The sequence below is a fragment of the Spirosoma endbachense genome (genome assembly GCF_010233585.1).
Lineage (GTDB): Bacteria > Bacteroidota > Bacteroidia > Cytophagales > Spirosomataceae > Spirosoma > Spirosoma endbachense.
This window is the reverse complement of record NZ_CP045997.1, coordinates 9,120,057-9,137,326: the sequence shown is the minus strand read 5'-3', so window position 1 is coordinate 9,137,326 and position 17,270 is coordinate 9,120,057. Positions and strand designations below refer to the sequence as shown.

General features: G+C 49.9%; 13 protein-coding genes. 5 read left to right on the top strand and 8 right to left on the bottom strand.

Features of this window, described 5'->3' with window-relative positions; genetic code table 11:
• Positions 1 to 118 precede the first annotated feature (118 nt).
• Positions 119 to 1,132, top strand: coding sequence for a bifunctional heptose 7-phosphate kinase/heptose 1-phosphate adenyltransferase (locus GJR95_RS36725; RefSeq protein WP_162390595.1), 1,014 nt, complete (start codon positions 119 to 121; stop codon positions 1,130 to 1,132).
• Positions 1,125 to 2,408, top strand: coding sequence for an AGE family epimerase/isomerase (locus GJR95_RS36720; RefSeq protein WP_162390594.1), 1,284 nt, complete (start codon positions 1,125 to 1,127; stop codon positions 2,406 to 2,408). Before GJR95_RS36725 ends, GJR95_RS36720 begins: the two co-directional genes overlap by 8 nt.
• Positions 2,409 to 2,470: 62 nt before the next feature.
• Here the strand turns inward: GJR95_RS36720 and GJR95_RS36715 are convergent, their stop codons facing one another.
• The 4 genes from GJR95_RS36715 to GJR95_RS36700 all read right to left on the bottom strand — a co-directional run bounded on the left by GJR95_RS36715 (position 2,471) and on the right by GJR95_RS36700 (position 7,123).
• Positions 2,471 to 3,187, bottom strand: coding sequence for a head GIN domain-containing protein (locus GJR95_RS36715; RefSeq protein WP_162390593.1), 717 nt, complete (start codon positions 3,185 to 3,187; stop codon positions 2,471 to 2,473).
• Positions 3,188 to 3,390: 203 nt separating this feature from the next.
• Positions 3,391 to 5,313, bottom strand: a complete 1,923-nt coding sequence (locus tag GJR95_RS36710) for an STN and carboxypeptidase regulatory-like domain-containing protein (protein WP_162390592.1) — start codon at positions 5,311 to 5,313, stop codon at positions 3,391 to 3,393.
• 49 nt (positions 5,314 to 5,362) lie between these two features.
• Positions 5,363 to 6,454 (bottom strand): FecR family protein, encoded by a 1,092-nt coding sequence (locus GJR95_RS36705; protein ID WP_162390591.1) that lies wholly within the window; start codon positions 6,452 to 6,454, stop codon positions 5,363 to 5,365.
• Positions 6,455 to 6,457: 3 nt separating this feature from the next.
• Positions 6,458 to 7,123 carry an RNA polymerase sigma-70 factor gene (locus tag GJR95_RS36700; RefSeq protein WP_317167027.1) on the bottom strand — a complete coding sequence of 222 codons (666 nt, stop codon included), beginning with the start codon at positions 7,121 to 7,123 and terminating at the stop codon, positions 6,458 to 6,460.
• Positions 7,124 to 7,331: 208 nt separating this feature from the next.
• Between GJR95_RS36700 and GJR95_RS36695 the strand changes: the two genes are divergently transcribed.
• A complete protein-coding gene (locus tag GJR95_RS36695; protein ID WP_162390589.1) occupies positions 7,332 to 9,713 on the top strand; it encodes a TonB-dependent receptor in 2,382 nt (793 codons plus the stop codon).
• Positions 9,714 to 9,858: 145 nt separating this feature from the next.
• Here GJR95_RS36695 and GJR95_RS36690 read toward each other — a convergent pair whose 3' ends face one another.
• Positions 9,859 to 10,905: a chemotaxis protein CheB gene (locus GJR95_RS36690; RefSeq protein ID WP_162390588.1), complete on the bottom strand. Its 1,047-nt coding sequence runs from the start codon at positions 10,903 to 10,905 to the stop codon at positions 9,859 to 9,861.
• Between the two features lie 162 nt (positions 10,906 to 11,067).
• Here GJR95_RS36690 and GJR95_RS36685 point away from each other — a divergent pair, with 162 nt between their 5' ends.
• Together GJR95_RS36685 and GJR95_RS36680 are read left to right on the top strand one after the other, a co-directional pair.
• The gene (locus GJR95_RS36685; protein ID WP_162390587.1) at positions 11,068 to 14,454 is read left to right on the top strand and encodes a CheR family methyltransferase; all 3,387 of its coding nucleotides are present in this window, start codon (positions 11,068 to 11,070) and stop codon (positions 14,452 to 14,454) included.
• A 149-nt stretch (positions 14,455 to 14,603) separates the two neighbouring features.
• Complete coding sequence (locus GJR95_RS36680; protein WP_162390586.1) at positions 14,604 to 15,020, top strand: response regulator; 417 nt, start codon at positions 14,604 to 14,606, stop codon at positions 15,018 to 15,020.
• Between the two features lie 88 nt (positions 15,021 to 15,108).
• On the opposite strand, the gene GJR95_RS36675 is transcribed toward GJR95_RS36680, so the two are convergent.
• Genes GJR95_RS36675 through GJR95_RS36665 form a run of 3 tightly spaced genes read right to left on the bottom strand, consistent with a single transcriptional unit; the run spans position 15,109 to position 17,209 of the window.
• Positions 15,109 to 15,783, bottom strand: a complete 675-nt coding sequence (locus GJR95_RS36675; RefSeq protein WP_162390585.1) for a response regulator transcription factor — start codon at positions 15,781 to 15,783, stop codon at positions 15,109 to 15,111.
• Entirely contained in the window at positions 15,780 to 16,583 is an 804-nt protein-coding gene (locus GJR95_RS36670) for a sensor histidine kinase (protein WP_162390584.1), read from the bottom strand. Before GJR95_RS36670 ends, GJR95_RS36675 begins: the two co-directional genes overlap by 4 nt.
• Complete coding sequence (locus GJR95_RS36665; protein ID WP_162390583.1) at positions 16,559 to 17,209, bottom strand: hypothetical protein; 651 nt, start codon at positions 17,207 to 17,209, stop codon at positions 16,559 to 16,561. Before GJR95_RS36665 ends, GJR95_RS36670 begins: the two co-directional genes overlap by 25 nt.
• Positions 17,210 to 17,270 lie beyond the last annotated feature (61 nt).

Here is a 17,270-nt window from a genome sequence, read left to right as displayed (position 1 = left end):
TCAAATCCTTTTTAACCAAACTGAACGCATTCAGGATGTAGCACACTATCGCAATAACTATCTTGCTATACTTTATGAAAAAACACTACCCCCGAATCCTAAACACGCCGTTAGCCGGATGATAAGCTCCCAAATAAACGCTCTTTTCCAACAGTTTGCAGACATAAACGTGGGCGTCATTGGCGACTTTGCTGTAGATCTGTATTTCGACCTTCAAACCAAAACCGGCGAACAGTCACTGGAAACAGGATTAGAGGTTTTCTGGGGAAGTCAACCCAGAGCTTCACTGGGTGCTGCGGGCAATGTTGTTCAAAATCTGGTCGCACTGGGTGTAGCAAACGTACAGGTTATCGGCTGTATTGGCAATGATTTATTCGGGCGGGAAATGCTGCACCTGTTTCATTCGCTGGGTGTGAATACTGACCTGCTGCATATGCCCTCCGAAAACTGGGATACGTGCCTATATACCAAGCCGAATTTGAATGGGCAAGAAGCTAACCGGATCGATTTTGGCATCAACAATCGAGTCTATGACGCCTTTTTCAGTTCACTGATGATCGGGCTGGAGCAAGCCCTCCCCATGCTTGACGTACTCATCATCAATCAACAGTTTGCCAATCCCCTGTTGACGGAAGAGCGTATGTACCAGATCAATGAGCTGATCGCCCGTTTCCCTTCTGTTCGGTTTGTTGCCGATATGCGCACAGTAGGAACGCAGGTTTTCGGTGCCACACTGAAAGTGAACACCGCCGAACTAGCCCGTTTTCTGGACATCGATCATCCCGATCATCCGGACGTTGACTGGTGCATTCGGCACGGGAATGCCTTTCGGGAGCGCAGTGGCGGTCCTTTGCTGATTACCCGTGGACAGTCGGGTATTCTCTACATCGATCAGGCAGAAATTCAGGCAATCGACGGCCTGAACCTGACGGGTCCCTTAGACACCGTTGGCGCAGGCGACACCGTTGTAGCCACCTGGGCTGCCTGCCTGGGTGCTGAAGCAGTACCTGCGCACGCCCTTAAACTCGCGAATCTGGCAGCCGCTGTTACTGTTCAGAAATGCAATCAGACCGGAACGGCCAGCCTCTCCGAAATCCTTGCCTTACATCAATCCCACTATTCCGATGACTAAAGATACCTTCCATCAGCATCTTCAGGAACTTCATCTCCATCTGACCGAAGAATTACTTCCTTTCTGGATAAGCCGAACCGTGGACGACGAAAATGGTGGGTTCATTACTCACTTTGATCAGTACGGTCATGATTCAGGCGAGGATGAGAAATCGCTCATTGCCCAAACGCGCTCCATCTATACCTATGCGTCGGCCCATCGGGCTGGCTACGGGTACGGAACTCTGGCAGAGCTGGCCCGCCACGGTGTCGATTACCTGCTAAGCCAGTTATGGGACGAAGAATATGGCGGTTTTTACTGGATGACCAACCGGAAAGGGGACGTTATAAACGATCAGAAAATCGTTTACGGGCAAAGTTTCGCCATTTATTGCCTGAGCGAATATACACTGGCTACCGGTGATCCGCGCGGAGTTAAATACGCCCGGCATGTATTCGATCTGCTACAGAAATATGCGTCCGATACAACATACGGCGGCTATTTTGAGATGTTCGACCGCGAGTGGACGCTCAAAGGGCCCGGTTCGGCCGGTGGCGACCGCAAAACGCTCGATGCGCATATGCACCTGATGGAGGCCTATACGACGCTCTATGAATGCACGAAGCAGCCCATCCATCGGCGGAAATTGCTGGAAGTTATTGAGCTGTTGGTTCATAAAATCATGCATCCGGTTTATGGGACAGGCGTGCCTCAGTTCTGGGCAAACTGGGAGGTGGCCCCTCAGATAAAATTTGATGTGATCTGGGGCTGGGACCGCTTCACGGAAGATGGTGTCAAACGGGAAGCCGAAGACAACACCAGCTATGGTCATAATGCCGAGTTTGCCTGGCTACTACTCCATGCCATTGCCGTTCTGGAAATACCCATTGAGACCTATCGCGATCAGTTATTGAAAGCCTTTTCGCATGCCGTCGATCATGGTGTCGACTGGGAGTTTGGCGGTGTTTTCGTCGAAGGATCACACTCGGGCGAAGTCTATGATCGGGAAAAAGAGTTCTGGCAACAGGCCGAGGTGCTGATTGGATTTTTAGATGCGTACCGGATTTTCGGCGACGAGCGCTACTGGAAAGCCTACGAAAACGTCCATCGGTTTGTTCTGGATAAAATGGTCAACCATCCGGTTGGCGAGTGGTGGCCGCTGATGACCCGGCAGGGTGTTCCGATCTGGACCCACATGAGCCATTCCTGGAAAATCAATTACCATACCGTACGGGCAATGGTGCAGTCGATCAGGAGACTGGATGTTCTTATGGCGGGTCAACATGTTGCGCTTTAGATCAATAAATTCGTGGTGTCACGATCTCAAATCGGACACCACGAATTCAATCTGTGACCGAATTAATCCGTTTGCACCGAACTGGAGCCGCTCAGACGCTGCTTTACCGAAGGAGCTCCCCGATAGCGAACGTTGCTGGCACCACTGGCATCGATATCCAGCGAACTGGAAACACTAATGTTCGCTTTGCTGGCTCCGGATAAATCCAGATTGGCGTCGTTTACGGGATAGGCAAACGCCTGCAAGGTCGACGCCCCCGACAGATCGGCTCCGAGTGCCGCTCCTAATCCACTCAGTTGCAGATTCGATGCCCCCGACAAAGTCAGATTCGTTTGCTTAGCCTGCACGGCAAACTGCCCCTTCGACGCTCCCGAGAGTTCAATATCCAGTTCGTTCAGATTCGTAAACCCGGCGATAGACGATTGACTGGCTCCCGAAAACGAAACGCCCCGCAAGGTCGGCATGGTAATGGTAAAAGACGTTTCGTACTGCCGATTCCGCGAATTGCGATACCGCGCATACAAGGTACCGTTTCGGGTATACACATCGAGGTCGTCTAAATTCCGACGGTCGCCTTCTGCCAGAATCCGAAAGGCACTGCCCGGCTGAACCGTAATGGTAAAGGCACTGCCCATGTCGAGTCGGTCGAAGTTGGCCAGTTCGAATGTTTGCTGATCGCCCTGAAACGGCCCAATATCCTCACGGCGCCAGCCGCAGGAGCTTAATCCAGTGAGTAATAATGCAGTACAGATTAGCTGAAAAAATGTAGTACGCTTCATGATCTTAATGATTGTTGTTCAAGTAGAAGCGAGTCCATATTGTGGGCTAAACCGTTCCCTGGAAAGGATTTAGCGAACAAACTACCCGTCTTCCTGATCATGACAACCTCATTAAGGGTTACCCCTATGCATAGTCTAAAATATTTTTCCCGGCTGACTTACGGCATGGATTTGGCGTCCATCGGCGAGGACACGAAACGGCGTTAACCGTTCGAATTTCCAAATCGCAGGCCGACCTGAAAGCCAATCCACCCCCAATTATAGGTCCTGCCAAAATCAGAAACGCGATTGTCGTACAGTGAGATGGCCGGTTGCGTAATCGGCTTACTGGTCTCATTATCGGTGAAATACCAGTTAACAGATGGGCCAAATGCCAGCGACATATTTTTGCTGAACCGGGTTTCGATTAGCGTACTGAACCGGATTTGCTGGTTCCAGCCCGTATCCTTTCCCTGGAAGTAGAACAGGTGGTGCGCCGTTCCTTCGAGGCCCAGCATCGTTCTTTTCGACAGGTTAAAGGCAGTACCTAATCCATAGCCAGCACTTAATCGGGGGCTACCGACCCGCTCGAAACTGGTGCCCGCCGAGAGAATGTTATAAAATTGCCGAACACCAGTTCGGTAGGCGATGTTGAACAGATTAACCTCATCCGAAGAGACCTCGATCCGTCGGTAACCGCCCTTTTGCACATGGCTGAGCAGGCCAATTGGTATATTTCCGGCAGAATCAGCAATGTTTATCAAACCTATTTGATGCCCTCCCGTTATGGTTCGCGCCCGGTTGACAATACCGCTGATCTGCCAGCCCCGGAGGTCGCCATGTGCATAGTTGACCAGACCCGCCAGCTGAACTCCTTTTATTTTACTTCCAGCAATGTTCATTAAACCGCCTATTTGCGCTACACCGGGTTGTTCGCCCAGCGTAAAATTAAATAAGCCACCCACCTGAACCCCCTGCGCCTGTTTCAAATTCATGTTAAACAGGCCACCCAACTGAACAGCCTGCACTTGTTTCAGATTCATGTTGAACGTTCCGGCGGCCTGCAAACCACTTACCTCTCCGCCGTTGACATTAAACAGGCCCCCTACCTGAACCCCATTGACCTGCCTGCCAACCAGGTTACCCCAGCCAGCGGCCTGAAAACCATGCACATCTCCGCCAACAAGGTTCAGTAGCCCCCCCACCTCAAAAGCCTGAACACCAAACGAATAGCCCGCTAATACATTCACCGAAAACCGATTGATGATCCGTCCACTCAACCGGTGGTTGGTGCCGATATAGGGTAAAAACGAAATTTGCCAATCCCGATAAAGCGTATCCCGGTTCATGTTAATATCGTGAATTGTCTGTTGAGCCGACACCAACAGCTTCATGACGCCTAACCGTCCCCGGTCGAGAATTGATAACGTCTCCTGCCTGGGCATTGTGTCTGCCGGAACAGCTGGTAGCTCCACCGAAACGGCAGCCAGTCCCAATGACGGGGTCGATCGTGTTGTATCTTCAGTAATTCGGATCGGAAGGGCCTGTGCCTGCACCGGAATATTCTGGGGAAGCGGCTTCAGGCGGACATTGATGGTATGCGTAAACTTGCCTCTAACCGTCACCGTTTCTCCCACATAAGCCTGTTTTCGTACATCCAGCCTGATCATTGGCAGGTCTGTTGGGAGCTTAATGCGGTAATAGCCAAACGGATTACTGACGGTAGAAGCAAGCGTTGTTTTCTCAAAAATACTGGCCTGCCCAATCCGTTCGCCAGTCGTCTCGTCCAGAATGTAGCCATCCAGCAGTAGATTCTTAGGTGTCGACTCCGTTTGTTCAGCCCGCAGCAAAATGATATGATTTCCGCGCGCTTTGTATGTCATGGTAGTTGCAAATACCTGATTCAATACCTGCCGAACGGGGACATTCGTTAGACGAACCGTAACCAGCGTATTTTTATCGACATGGGCCGGATTGTAGGAAAACTCAAAACGTCCGGCGCTGCTGATCTGCCGAAGGGCCTCCTCGATGCGCTGATTTCGGATATCGACCGTAATTAACCGCTCGAGTGGGGGCGTCGACTGCGCCCGTAGCCCGGTAGCGGCAAAGAAGAAAAACAGGAAACTATAAATTCGCAGCGAAACCATTCTAGTGGTAATTTTCAACCAAGACAGCCAACCGGGCGGTTACCCCTATTTACTGACAGGTTCCGTCTAAAATCACCTGTTTACCCACATGCCTGACCTTCAGTTTCAGCGTTTCGGCAGTGATGACCACAACAGCATCCAGGGTCGCATTCGTAAAGCGGGTCGTTAACCGACAATCACCAAGTACCTGATTTCCAAGGCGTACATCGGCATCATAAACCCGGTTTAGTGTCTGCACAACCTCACGCAAAGGTTCATTATCGAACACCAGCTGTCCCGTTTTATAGGCAAATTCATTGGGAAGCACCTGAAGCGACCGGCGGATCGTATCCCCTTTGGCTTCAAAGGTTGCCTGCTGATTTTTGGTCAGCAACACGGCTTTTCGCTTACTGGCAAATCGTACTTTCCCCGTCCGAACGGCAACGCTCACATTCGCGTCATAGGCCCGGACATTAAACGATGTGCCAAGCACCTGCACTGACGTCTGCCGGGCCTGGATTCGGAAGGGCCTCTGCGCATCCGGCATGACGTCAAAAAAAGCTTCGCCGGTCAGCGTTACGTCCCGATGGTCATCATCGAACGTAGCTGGGTAGCGGAGACTCGAATGTCGATTCAGTAAAATTTTAGTCCCATCCGGTAAAATTCGTTCAGCCTGGCGATTGGTTGTCGAGAAAGTCAGAAACTGCTCGACGGGTTTGGTTTGATTCAGAAAACGAAAAGCCATCCAACCCACACCAACTGTGAGCAAAAGCATGGCAGCTACCCGCCAGATCGATTGATTCCAGATCGGCTGGCGTCGTTGTGACTCCCTTTCCTGCGCCAGGTTCTGCTCTTCGCGCCGAACAGGCATTGGTTGGATGATCGGGTCAGGCTGCGAAACCGATTGGGCGTCGGCGTCCGAGTGCCGCATTTTTCGCTGAACCGACTGCCAGGCGGATTCGGTATCAATTGGTCGGGTGTCGGCAGGTTTGGCGTCCTGCCAGATGCGTTCAAAGTGGGCAAAGTCATCCTGGCTGGGCTCCATTGGAGCCGAGTTCTGACTGGCGAGCCACTGTTGCACCCGCGCCGACTCGCCGGGGTCGGTTTCGCCCGCCAGGAATTTAGCCAGCAGGGCGTCGTCTATGGGTCGTTGGTCTGCCATGTCTTACAAATGAACGATGGATAATGTACAATGAAGAATAACGAGTATCAGCAGCAAGGTCGTATTAATGAACCATGTCATGTGATTTACTAGCCATTTTACACTACTCATCAGTATTAATGCCACGGGTAAATAATCGCTCAATTCAGTACGCAGAATACGAAGTGCCTTGCCAATCTGATTTTCGACTGTTTTAACCGAAATACCCAGTTGATCGGCAATTTCCTGGTATTTCAATTCCTCAAACCGACTAAGCGTAAATGCCAGCCGGCACTGTTCGGGCAATTTTCCAATAGCGGCCTGCAATCGGTCAGACAGTTCGTCGCCGAGAAGCGCCTGCACCGGTGATTCAGCCGTTGTTTCTCCGGTATAGAGCGTATGCTGCCGGTGTTCGTCACGAATGGCAAAATGCTTGATTCGATTCAGGCAGCGATTATGCACAGCCCGGAATAAATAGGACTTCAGCGAAATGGTTATCAGGAGGCCGTCGCGTTTTTCCCAAAGTGTCAGAAACATGGCCTGCACTTCTTCTTCGGCATCGTCGGCATCGGGCAAAAATTGACGGGCATACCGGCATAACGGAGCATAGTGCTGTCGGAACACAGCCTCGAAAACACGTTCGTTGCCCTGCCGGATTGCCGATAATACGTCCTGTTCAGTTGGTTGCACTGACTTAGGTAGATGGATGATTGGATGCGGCAAAGCTATCATTTTCGCTGCACATGCGCTTGGTCAGCGATAAGACACCTAGTTATCGGTAAACCCCTACGCTCCTCTAAAATAAAATTATTTTTTATCTATTTACCTGAAAAATAGGCAATTGACATAGGGGAATCGAACGAAATAACTGTCGGGAGAACAAACTAACACACGCTCCATGCAGATCTTATCAATTGCCCGCAGGCTCCTCTTCATCGGCCTTTGCCTGACTTCCTGTTCGCTCTTCGCTCAACCCTTTACCCAAACCATCAGGGGTACAGTGATGGACCAAAGCCTGCAAACACCCCTTCCCGGAGCCACGGTTGTTGTGCTCAACACGTCTCCGCTTCAGGGCACCAGCACCGATCCAACTGGTCAGTTTCTGTTAACTAAAATCCCTGTCGGACGGCAGACCCTGCAAATCAGCGCTGTCGGTTATAAAAATATCCTTCTGCAAAACATCACCGTCGATGCAGGTAAAGAGCTGGTGCTCAGCGTATCATTGGAAGAAGCCGTCAATCAGTTATCGGAAGTGAACGTTCGGCCAACCGTCGAAAAAGACAAGCCCCTCAACGAAATGGCTGCTGTATCGGCCCGGACGTTCTCGGTGGAAGAAACGCAGAAATTTGCAGCAGCCGTCAATGATCCGGCCCGTATGGCTACTGCCTATGCCGGTGTGGTTGGGGCCGACGATGGCGGAAACAACATCGTGATTCGGGGAAACGCGCCCAATGGCCTGTTATGGCGGATGGAAGGCGTTGAGATTCCGAATCCGAATCACTTTTCTGGTTTGGGCACGGCCGGGGGCGGTATATCAATCCTGAGTGCTCAGCTACTGGCCAACTCCGATTTTCTGACGGGTGCGTTCCCCGCCGAATACGGCAATGCCCTGTCGGGTGTTTTCGATCTGAGGCTGCGTCGGGGAAACAACACCAAACGCGAATACACCGTACAGGCTGGCGTACTGGGATTGGATCTGGCTGCCGAAGGACCAATTGCGAAAGGCTATTCGGGTTCTTTTTTAATAAATTATCGGTATTCGACGCTGGGCCTGATTTCAAAATTGGGTGCCGACATTGGCACTGGCGATCGTGTGTTTCAGGACTTGTCGTTCAACGTTTATTTACCGACGAAGAAAGCAGGCACATTTACCCTTTTTGGCTTTGGCGGTTTGAGCAGCAGCAAGATCAACGCGCTGACGGATTCAACGAAATGGGAATATGAATTTGATCGATATAACGACGATTTCCGATCAAATACGGGTGCGGCTGGCCTTACCCATACGATGCCTTTTGGTCGCAAGGCCCTGCTAAAAACGATATTGCTCGTTTCTGGCTACGAAAACAAGTATCGCACCGAGCGCCTTGAACCCTCCAGCAATTATCTGGCTTCCGAACGGGATAACGCATCGTATCAGACCCAGAAACGAATTTTATCGTCAACGCTGACGTATAAACTCAACGCGCAACATACCTTCCGCACCGGTCTGATCGGCACTCAGCTCCAGTACGATCTTACCCAGCGATCGTGGGAAGCCGAAGAACAGCAAATGCTTACGCGCGTTCGGGTGAGCGACCGAACCAGCACGTTGCAAGCCTTTGGGCAATGGAACTACCGGTTATCGGAGCAAGTGACGATGAACGCTGGCGTACACTACCTTCACTTAACTCTTAATGGCACATCGGCACTGGAACCACGTGGATCAATTCGGTGGGGATTCACACCAAATCAGTCGCTGAGTTTTGGGTATGGCCTGCATAGTCAGTTACAGAATCCAGCTACTTACTTCGTGCTTCCAGCCAGTCAATCCAGCGATATTCCCTCGCCCACAAACCGAAACCTGGGATTTTCGCGCTCGCACCATTACGTGCTGGCCTACGACCGTCGGCTCAACAACAAGGCTGATGGCCCACCGTTGCGGCTGAAAGTTGAGACATACTACCAATGGCTGTTCGACATTCCGGTAAGTACCAATAAACGGGACGCGTTCGCGATCACGAATAGCTTCAGCGGGTCGGCTGACCGGAATCTGGTGAACAACGGCCACGGTCGCAACTACGGGCTGGAATTAACCCTGGAACAGTTCCTGCATCATGGTCTGTATTTCCTGGTTTCGTCGTCGTTATACAATTCAGAGTATCAGGGATCGGACGGTATATGGCGGAACACCCGCTGGAACGGTCGCCATGCCCAGAGCCTGCTGGTCGGTAAAGAATGGACGAATGGCTCCAATGTATTTGGCCTGAATCTTAAACTCAGCTACTACGGGGGTTACCGCGACACGCCAATCGACCTGGCCGAATCGAAACGGCTGGGCCAGACAGAGTACATAGATAGTCAGTCGTTTACAGAGCAATTGCCTGATTACTTTCGTCCCGATATCCGGCTAAGCTGGAAGAAAAATAAGCTTCGGTCAACGCGCACGCTCTCCCTCGATCTTCAGAATGCGGTGAATCGTCAGAATGTTTATGGGCGCTCATTTGATACGTCCAGTGGAACAATCAAAACGTTTTATGGTACAGGGCTGATTCCAGTACTGAGCTATCGGGTGGCGTTTTAACGAAAGAACCCTACAGGCGACAACGTTTTTATTCCGTTGCCTGTAGGGTTTGGCATTGATTACGATTGTAGGGTTTGAAGTGAAAGCCGTGCCACGGTTACTAATTTCGTTCATAATAACCGTGGCACGGCTTTCACTTCAAACCCTACGATTGATTAATTTGGGGTTTATTGACAGTAACGATCTTGTCTTCGCTTAGCTGCTCCTGTTGATAAACAAAATCGTGGGTTCTCCGCGCCCGTTCGCGGGCTTCGCGCGCTTTTTCCATATAATGACGGGCGGCTTTTTCATTCCCTCCCTCCGCAAACTGTTTTCCGGATTGTTCCAGCAGAATTACGGTTTCTTCGAGGCTGCGAATCGCTTTCCAGAATGATTCTTCTACATCTTTAGTGGTTGCAGCAAGCAACGTACTTGCCGTAAACGCATGTCCGGTATGGCACCGGTACCGAATAAGCTTTCCTTCTTTAATACTAATTAGTGCTCCATTGCATTCCGGACAGGTTAAGCGTGTTAGTTCACCCATGTCCTGAATACCCAGTTCGAACGCGTTTTCCTGAGCCGCAATGTTAATCTCAGTTGCCATGAGTTCGGTTTCTTCGACTGGTATTTCTGGCTTAACTGTAACGTTTTCTTTGATTAAGTCTTCAAGCAAAAAGGCCATTTTGGAAACAGGAACAACATAATCGACATCGACGTACTCCAGCACACTGTCGGGCATACTGGCATACATAGCATCTGCCGGGTCCTGAATGACACCAACGCCCCCCAACCGTTTCACGGACCACATGCCCGAGGTGCCGTCGTTTAGCATACCCGTTAGCACAATACCGATCACTCGGGGGCCGTACGTATAAGCCGCCGACCGAAATAACGCGTCAATCGAAGGCCGGAACCGGTTTTCTTTCGGCCCTTTTTTTACGATTACCTGGTCATATTCAACCAGCATGTGGTAGTCGGGTGGCGCAATATAGATCCTGCCGGTCTGAATGATTTCTCCGTCGGTTGGGTGAGTAACGGGCAGAGGGCCGGCAGCCATTAGAATGTCGGGCAGGAAACTCGGAGAATGAGGGGATATATGCTGAACAACAAAGACAGCCGCGTCGAAGTTAGCAGGCAGCGATTCCACCAACTTCTTTAGCGCATAAACGCCACCGGCCGAAGCGCCTATAACAATAATGTTTCGTTTTGCCATATCGCTGATTAGCTGTTACTTTTACGATACATATATGACTATGTTTGCCAAAACAGTCCAGTTAGCCAGGCAGAATAGAGGTTTGGTCAATCATCCCGTCAGTTTATTTGTTGTATAGTTTCCAAACCCTCTCCTTACCGATAAGTTTTCGGAGTTCCATAAATGGCTAAAAAAAAATCCACACCCTTAGCGAATCAAACGCCGTCGTCGCCAATACCGATTGTTGCTATTGGCGCATCGGCTGGTGGTATTGAAGCCGTTTCAGAACTGCTCTCGAATCTATCGGCAACAACGGAACTGGCCTACGTTTATATTCAGCACCTCGATCCGACTTTTGAGAGCCATTTACCGGACATACTCGGTCGTGTTACAGCAATGCCGGTTCTGGAGGCTGAACATATGCTTAAAATTGAGCCAAATCACGTCTATGTCATACCGCCCGACCGTGATCTGGAAGTGATCGATGGTGTATTAACGCTTCTTCCCCGCAACCGGTCAGGTATTTCAGGCATACATATGCCAATCGACCAGTTTTTTCTATCACTGGCCGAACGACAGAAAGAGGGAGCCATTGCGGTCATTCTATCGGGAACCGCATCCGACGGAACGCTGGGTATGCGCGCCATCAAAGCGGCCGGTGGTTTTACGTTTGCCCAGGATGAAACCGCCCAGTTTCAAAGTATGCCCCGGTCGGCTATTTCTGAAGGTGTGGTAGACCGTGTTCTTTCGCCAGCCGAAATTGCCCACGAACTGGAACGGCTTAGTCAACTACCTTCTATTTTCCTGCAAACGGCACAAGCAGAGTTGATGGATGAAGAAGTATCCAGCGACGACCTCCGGAGTATTATCCAGTTACTGCGCCGGATGACGGGTACCGATTTTAGCCATTATAAGCTAACAACCATCCGGCGACGTATTATCCGCCGGACGTTGCTATACAAGCTGGATACCCTGCGTGATTACGCAGACTATTTGCGCCAGCATCCGGAAGAAGCAGCTATGCTCTACGATGATTTACTGATCAACGTAACGAGCTTTTTCCGGGATGCCGATACGATGGATTACCTCCAGAAAGTATTATTCCCTCAACTGATTAAAAATAAATCCAGCCGCGCCCCGCTGCGCATCTGGATTACGGCCTGCTCAACGGGGCAGGAAGCCTACTCCATAGCCATGCTGCTGCTGGAAGTGCTGGGCGACCGGGCGACAAGCATGACGATTCAGATCTTTGCAACCGATTTGAGTGAGTCGGCGGTGGCCAAAGCACGGTTGGGCAGTTATACACGCAGCGAAGTAGTTGATGTATCGACCTCGCGTTTACAACGCTACTTCACAAAAGTCGATGATCACTATCGCATTAATAAGTCAGTACGGGATCTCTGCGTATTTGCCCCGCATAATTTGCTCAAAGATCCGCCATTTTCTCGCCTGGATCTTATCAGCTGTCGCAATCTGCTCATTTACCTGGATACGACTTTACAGCGAAAAGCCATCGTTACGTTTCATTACGCACTGAATCCAAGCGGATTCCTGGTGTTGGGGAAATCGGAAACGGTAGGCTCTTCGGCTCCGTTGTTTTCGCAGTTCGAGAAAAACTACAAAATTTTTATTCGGAAAAATGATGTAGACAGTCGAGCCACGTTTACCATGAGCCCGCGCCAATTGGATGGCACCCTGCCCGGATCAGCAAACAGACAGCTCCTTTCTCCCAAGATGAATAGTTCGTCAGCAGACCGTTTTCCGAACTCAGGAAACGATCTGGATAAAGTAGTGGATAATTTACTGCTTAGTCAGTACATACCGGCCTGCGTGCTGGTGAATCAGGATCTGGAAATTCTTCAGTTTCGCGGCTCAACAAGTCTGTTTCTCGAACCGGCACCGGGCAAAGCCAGCCTGAACCTGATTAAAATGGCCCGCCCGTCGTTGGTTTTTGAGCTGCGCAACACGATCCATAAAGCGCAGAAATCAGGCGAGCCCATACGTAAAAGTGGCCTGGAAGTTCGGCTTAAAGATAAGGTTCATTACGTTTCGATTGAAGCTGTTCCGCTAAACACGAATACCGAAGAGCGCCTATTCCTGATCATCTTTGAAGAAGTTGAGCCACCAGTAGCTCCTTCTAACCGATCAGCCGATGCACGCAATCGCCGGATCAAAGAACTGGAAGATGAATTGGCCAATCTTCGCGAGGATATGCGCTCCATTATCGAGGAACAGGAAGCCAGTAATGAAGAACTGCAATCGGCCAATGAAGAAATCATCAGCAGCAATGAGGAGTTGCAGAGTATCAACGAAGAACTCGAAACCAGTAAAGAAGAAATCGAATCGACCAACGAAGAACTGCTGACGATCAATCAGGAATTGCAGGTTCGAAATGATCAGTTGTCAGAGGCCCACCAGTTTGCCGAGGATATCTTCGGTACAATTCGGGAGGCTACATTGGTGCTGGATACCGACCTGCGGGTAAAAAGTGCGAACCAGACATTCTACCGGATCTTTGGCACTAAAGAAGATGCTACAGAACGACAGCTTATTTATGAACTGGGCAACCGCCAGTGGGACATTCCTGAGCTTCGCCTGATGCTGACGGATGTAGCTACCCATGGCACTCAGATTCAGGGCTTTGAGTTCACCTACTCATCACCTGACGTGCGGGTTGGCAGTAAAGTTCTCTCCTTAAATGCCCGTCGGGTGGTACGTCAGCAGGAAGCAATTCTGCTTGCCATTGAAGATATTACCGAACACCGTCGGGCGCAACGCCTGCTGGCCGAACGGGAAGCCTGGTTTCACCAGATTGCCAACAACGCACCCAGTCTTATCTGGGTTACTGGTCCCGATGGGAAATACACGTTTATCAACAAAGTATGGGCTGATTATACAGGCCGTACGCTCGAAGATATAACGAAACACGGGTGGGCACCGAATCTACACCCTGATGACCGAAAAGGGTATGAGACAACGTATTATGAACACATCGCAGGCAGAAAACCGTTTAGCTCCGAATACCGTTTGCGTCGATACGATGGCGAGTATCACTGGATGCTGGAGAATGCCCAGCCCATGTTTGCACCCGATGGAACCTTTGGAGGTTACATTGGCAGCTCTGCCGATATGCATCTGCAAAAAGAACTAAATCAGGAACTGGACCGACGTGTCCAGGAACGTACGGTTGCCCTGGCTCAAAGTACAGCGCTTCTGCAATCAGTTTTTGACTCATCGCTCAATGGCATCAGCGTTTTACAAAGCATACGAAATGAGCATGGCGAACTTATAGACTTTGAGTATCAGGTCGTTAACAAAGCTGCGGAGCTTACTATTAACCAAACAAACCTCGTAGGAAAACGCTTTTCCACCATCAACAAATCTTTCAGAAAATCCGGCTTGTTTGCTATTCTGAAACTGGTGGTCGAAACAGGAGAATCAAAACGCTTTCAGTTGCAGTATGAGGACGGATCAGTTAACCAATGGCATCACGCATCGGCGGTAAAGCTCAATGATGGGGTCGTATTATCGTTTGAAGCCATTACTGTCCACCATCAGGCTGAAGAATAGGTTCATTCATCCTGACCTCTTTACATTAGCTGAAACACAACCGACTAGTAAATAAATAGCCAGTAGATAGATTAGTAAATCATTTCAGACTCATTGGTGGTAAGGATAAAGCAAACTATCACTCATGTGTGCGTTCTAACAGTTAATTTATGCCGGCTGAGTCCCGAATTTTTATCGTTGATGACGGGGCTGACTACCGTTTTTTAACCGAGCAGATTTTCACTCGATTTCTGCCTCAGTATTCTACTCGTTTTTTTGCGAGCGGAGATGCACTCTATCAGCATATTCTGACCAGTCCAACCGGCAAGCCCGAACTCATTATCCTCGATTTGCACATGCCTGGATTAAGCGGAGAGCAGGTTTTGAGTTACCTGAAAAAGCATCCGCAATGGCATTATATTCCTGTAATTATGATGAGCAGCACAGTTGATGAGGTCGAGATAGCTGCCTGTTATAAAGCGGGGGCCAATTCATTTCTGGCTAAACCAGATGGCATGACTCAGTTCAAAGAAATATTTGAGTCAGTCTGTACCTACTGGCTAAAATTTAATCGACCTTCACAGTAAGCGTCCTTCGCTGGGGTATTTTAAACCGTCAATCAGGTTTTCCGGCAAGATTACCGCCGTCGGAAGGATTTTCAATCAAAATCGGTAATCAAAGCAGATCAGCGGGGTCGATCAGGCGATTTTTAATGGCAAACAGCACCAGGCCAGCGGTATTCCGGGCGTTGGTTTTTTCGAGTAGATTAGCCCGGTGGCCGTCTACAGTGCGGATGCTGAGGCAGAGCCGATCGGCAATTTCCGGGGCTGTCAGTTGTTTACAAATCAAATTCAGCACTTCGATTTCACGAGCGGTGAGCGTAGCAGGCAAATCATCCGTAAGCAGTCGTCGGGGCTTTTTTACGAGCATCCGGTTTTTCAGTGCGGTCAGGAATGCCTCATTAAAATAAAAATCAGCCTCAACCACGGCCCGGATAGCCCGTTCAACTTCGAGCGGTTCTACGTTTTTGAAGAGATAGGCATTTACGCCCAAATCCATCAGATGGGTCACAAACCGATCTTCGCCATAAACCGACAGGATAATAATTTTCAGAGCTGGATAATCGGCGTGAATAAGTTTCGTTGTTTCGACCCCGTTTAGTTCGGGCATCGAGAGATCGAGCAACACCACATCGGGCAACGGATCTGCCACGGCCAAAGCCTCGAGTAAGGCACGTCCATTGTCGGCTTCAAGTACGATGTTTATCCCCTCAAACGCATCGACAATGGCAATCATACCTTTGCGAAACAATACCTGATCGTCGGCAATTGCCACTCGAATGGAAGTCATAAGTTAGTAGTTAGGGGAATGCTGGCCGTTACGCGTAGGCCCTGACCCGGCTGAGTCTCGAACGAAACCGTTCCGTTGAGCATCTGGGCGCGGGTTTCAATATTTTTCAAACCAAGGCTACGTTGCTGATAAGCCTGGGCATAATCAAACCCTTTCCCATCATCAGCGTAAAGTAGTTCCAGCCGATTATCACGCTGGCGCAACTGTAACCGGATATCGCTGGCATCGGCATGTTTGAGGGCGTTGTTGAGCAACTCCTGCACCAATCGGTAAACAATCAGATTTGTCCGGGTAGGCAACGTGATCTCATGCTCAACAGTGAGTTCAACGTTGACGTCGGCTATATCCATCGCACTTTCGCACAAGCCTTCAAGTGCATAGGTTAGCCCAAGTTCTTCAAGTCCCTGGGGCAGCAGATCGTTGGAAATTCGCCGGACGCTATCGATGGTGTTGTCAATTACAACCTTGAACCGGATTGTCAGATCGTCGGTTTCGGTGTTATTCTGGCTTTTGTGAGCCAATTGCCCAACCAGCAGGCGCATTGCCGAAAGAGCGGCTCCCACCTCATCGTGAAGGTCGCGGGCAACGCGCTTACGCTCGTCCTCCACCGCATCGAGTGTGCGGTACACTACATCCTGCTGGTAGTTTAATTCCATTTCTTTAAGCATTAATGCCTGGTCAGCGAGCCGTTTCTGATAAAAAAGCAGAAAACCAACGATCCCGGCAACCAGTAGTGAAAGTGCCAATGCTCCTCCAAAAACAAGAACATAAATGTCTATCGAAGTCTGGGACTGAACCATAAACCAACGCTAATTAACAGATGCATCAGGACCATCAGGAGCGCATGAAGTCCGAAAACAGTCAATATAAGCGTTCGATTTGAGTTGCTCAGCAGCGCATTGCTCAGAATTAAAAAAAACAGGCTTCCGGCAAAATAGAGCAGGAAGCCTGTGTTGATCCAGAAGACAGGATGCCTGTCAATGCGCTTTTCGGTTAATTCGGTCAGCATTTTATAAAAACAAAGCACTGCCAGTGCAATAACCAGCAGGCCCTCAAGGCCACGTGCGTAGGTGTTGTAGCCATTAAGTGGCTGAAGAAACAGGCTATTCAGGATGGCCAGAACGGTAAAACCTACCATAATGCCCGGCACTAACGGGCGGGGGTAAAAAGTACCGAAAAAAGCAAAATAAAACAGGGCAATGATGTTGAATTCCAGGATCGTGTAAAGATGCAGAATGTAGAGGTTAGGAACATTCAGATAGGACGTAATGTAAGAAACGGCCTCGCCCAATGCGGCTAGTGCCACAAATAGGGCCACGTACCTCAGGTAGCCTGTCAGGTAAGCTATTCGAATCAGTACCACGGCCACTGAAACGAGGAGAAACCAGGTCCCGTTGTCACCTATCCATAGAAAAAAATCCTGCATGCGGTTCTTAGTTGTTGACGGGTTAGCGTATTGTCTTTTCTTATCGATTCCCAACTGTCGG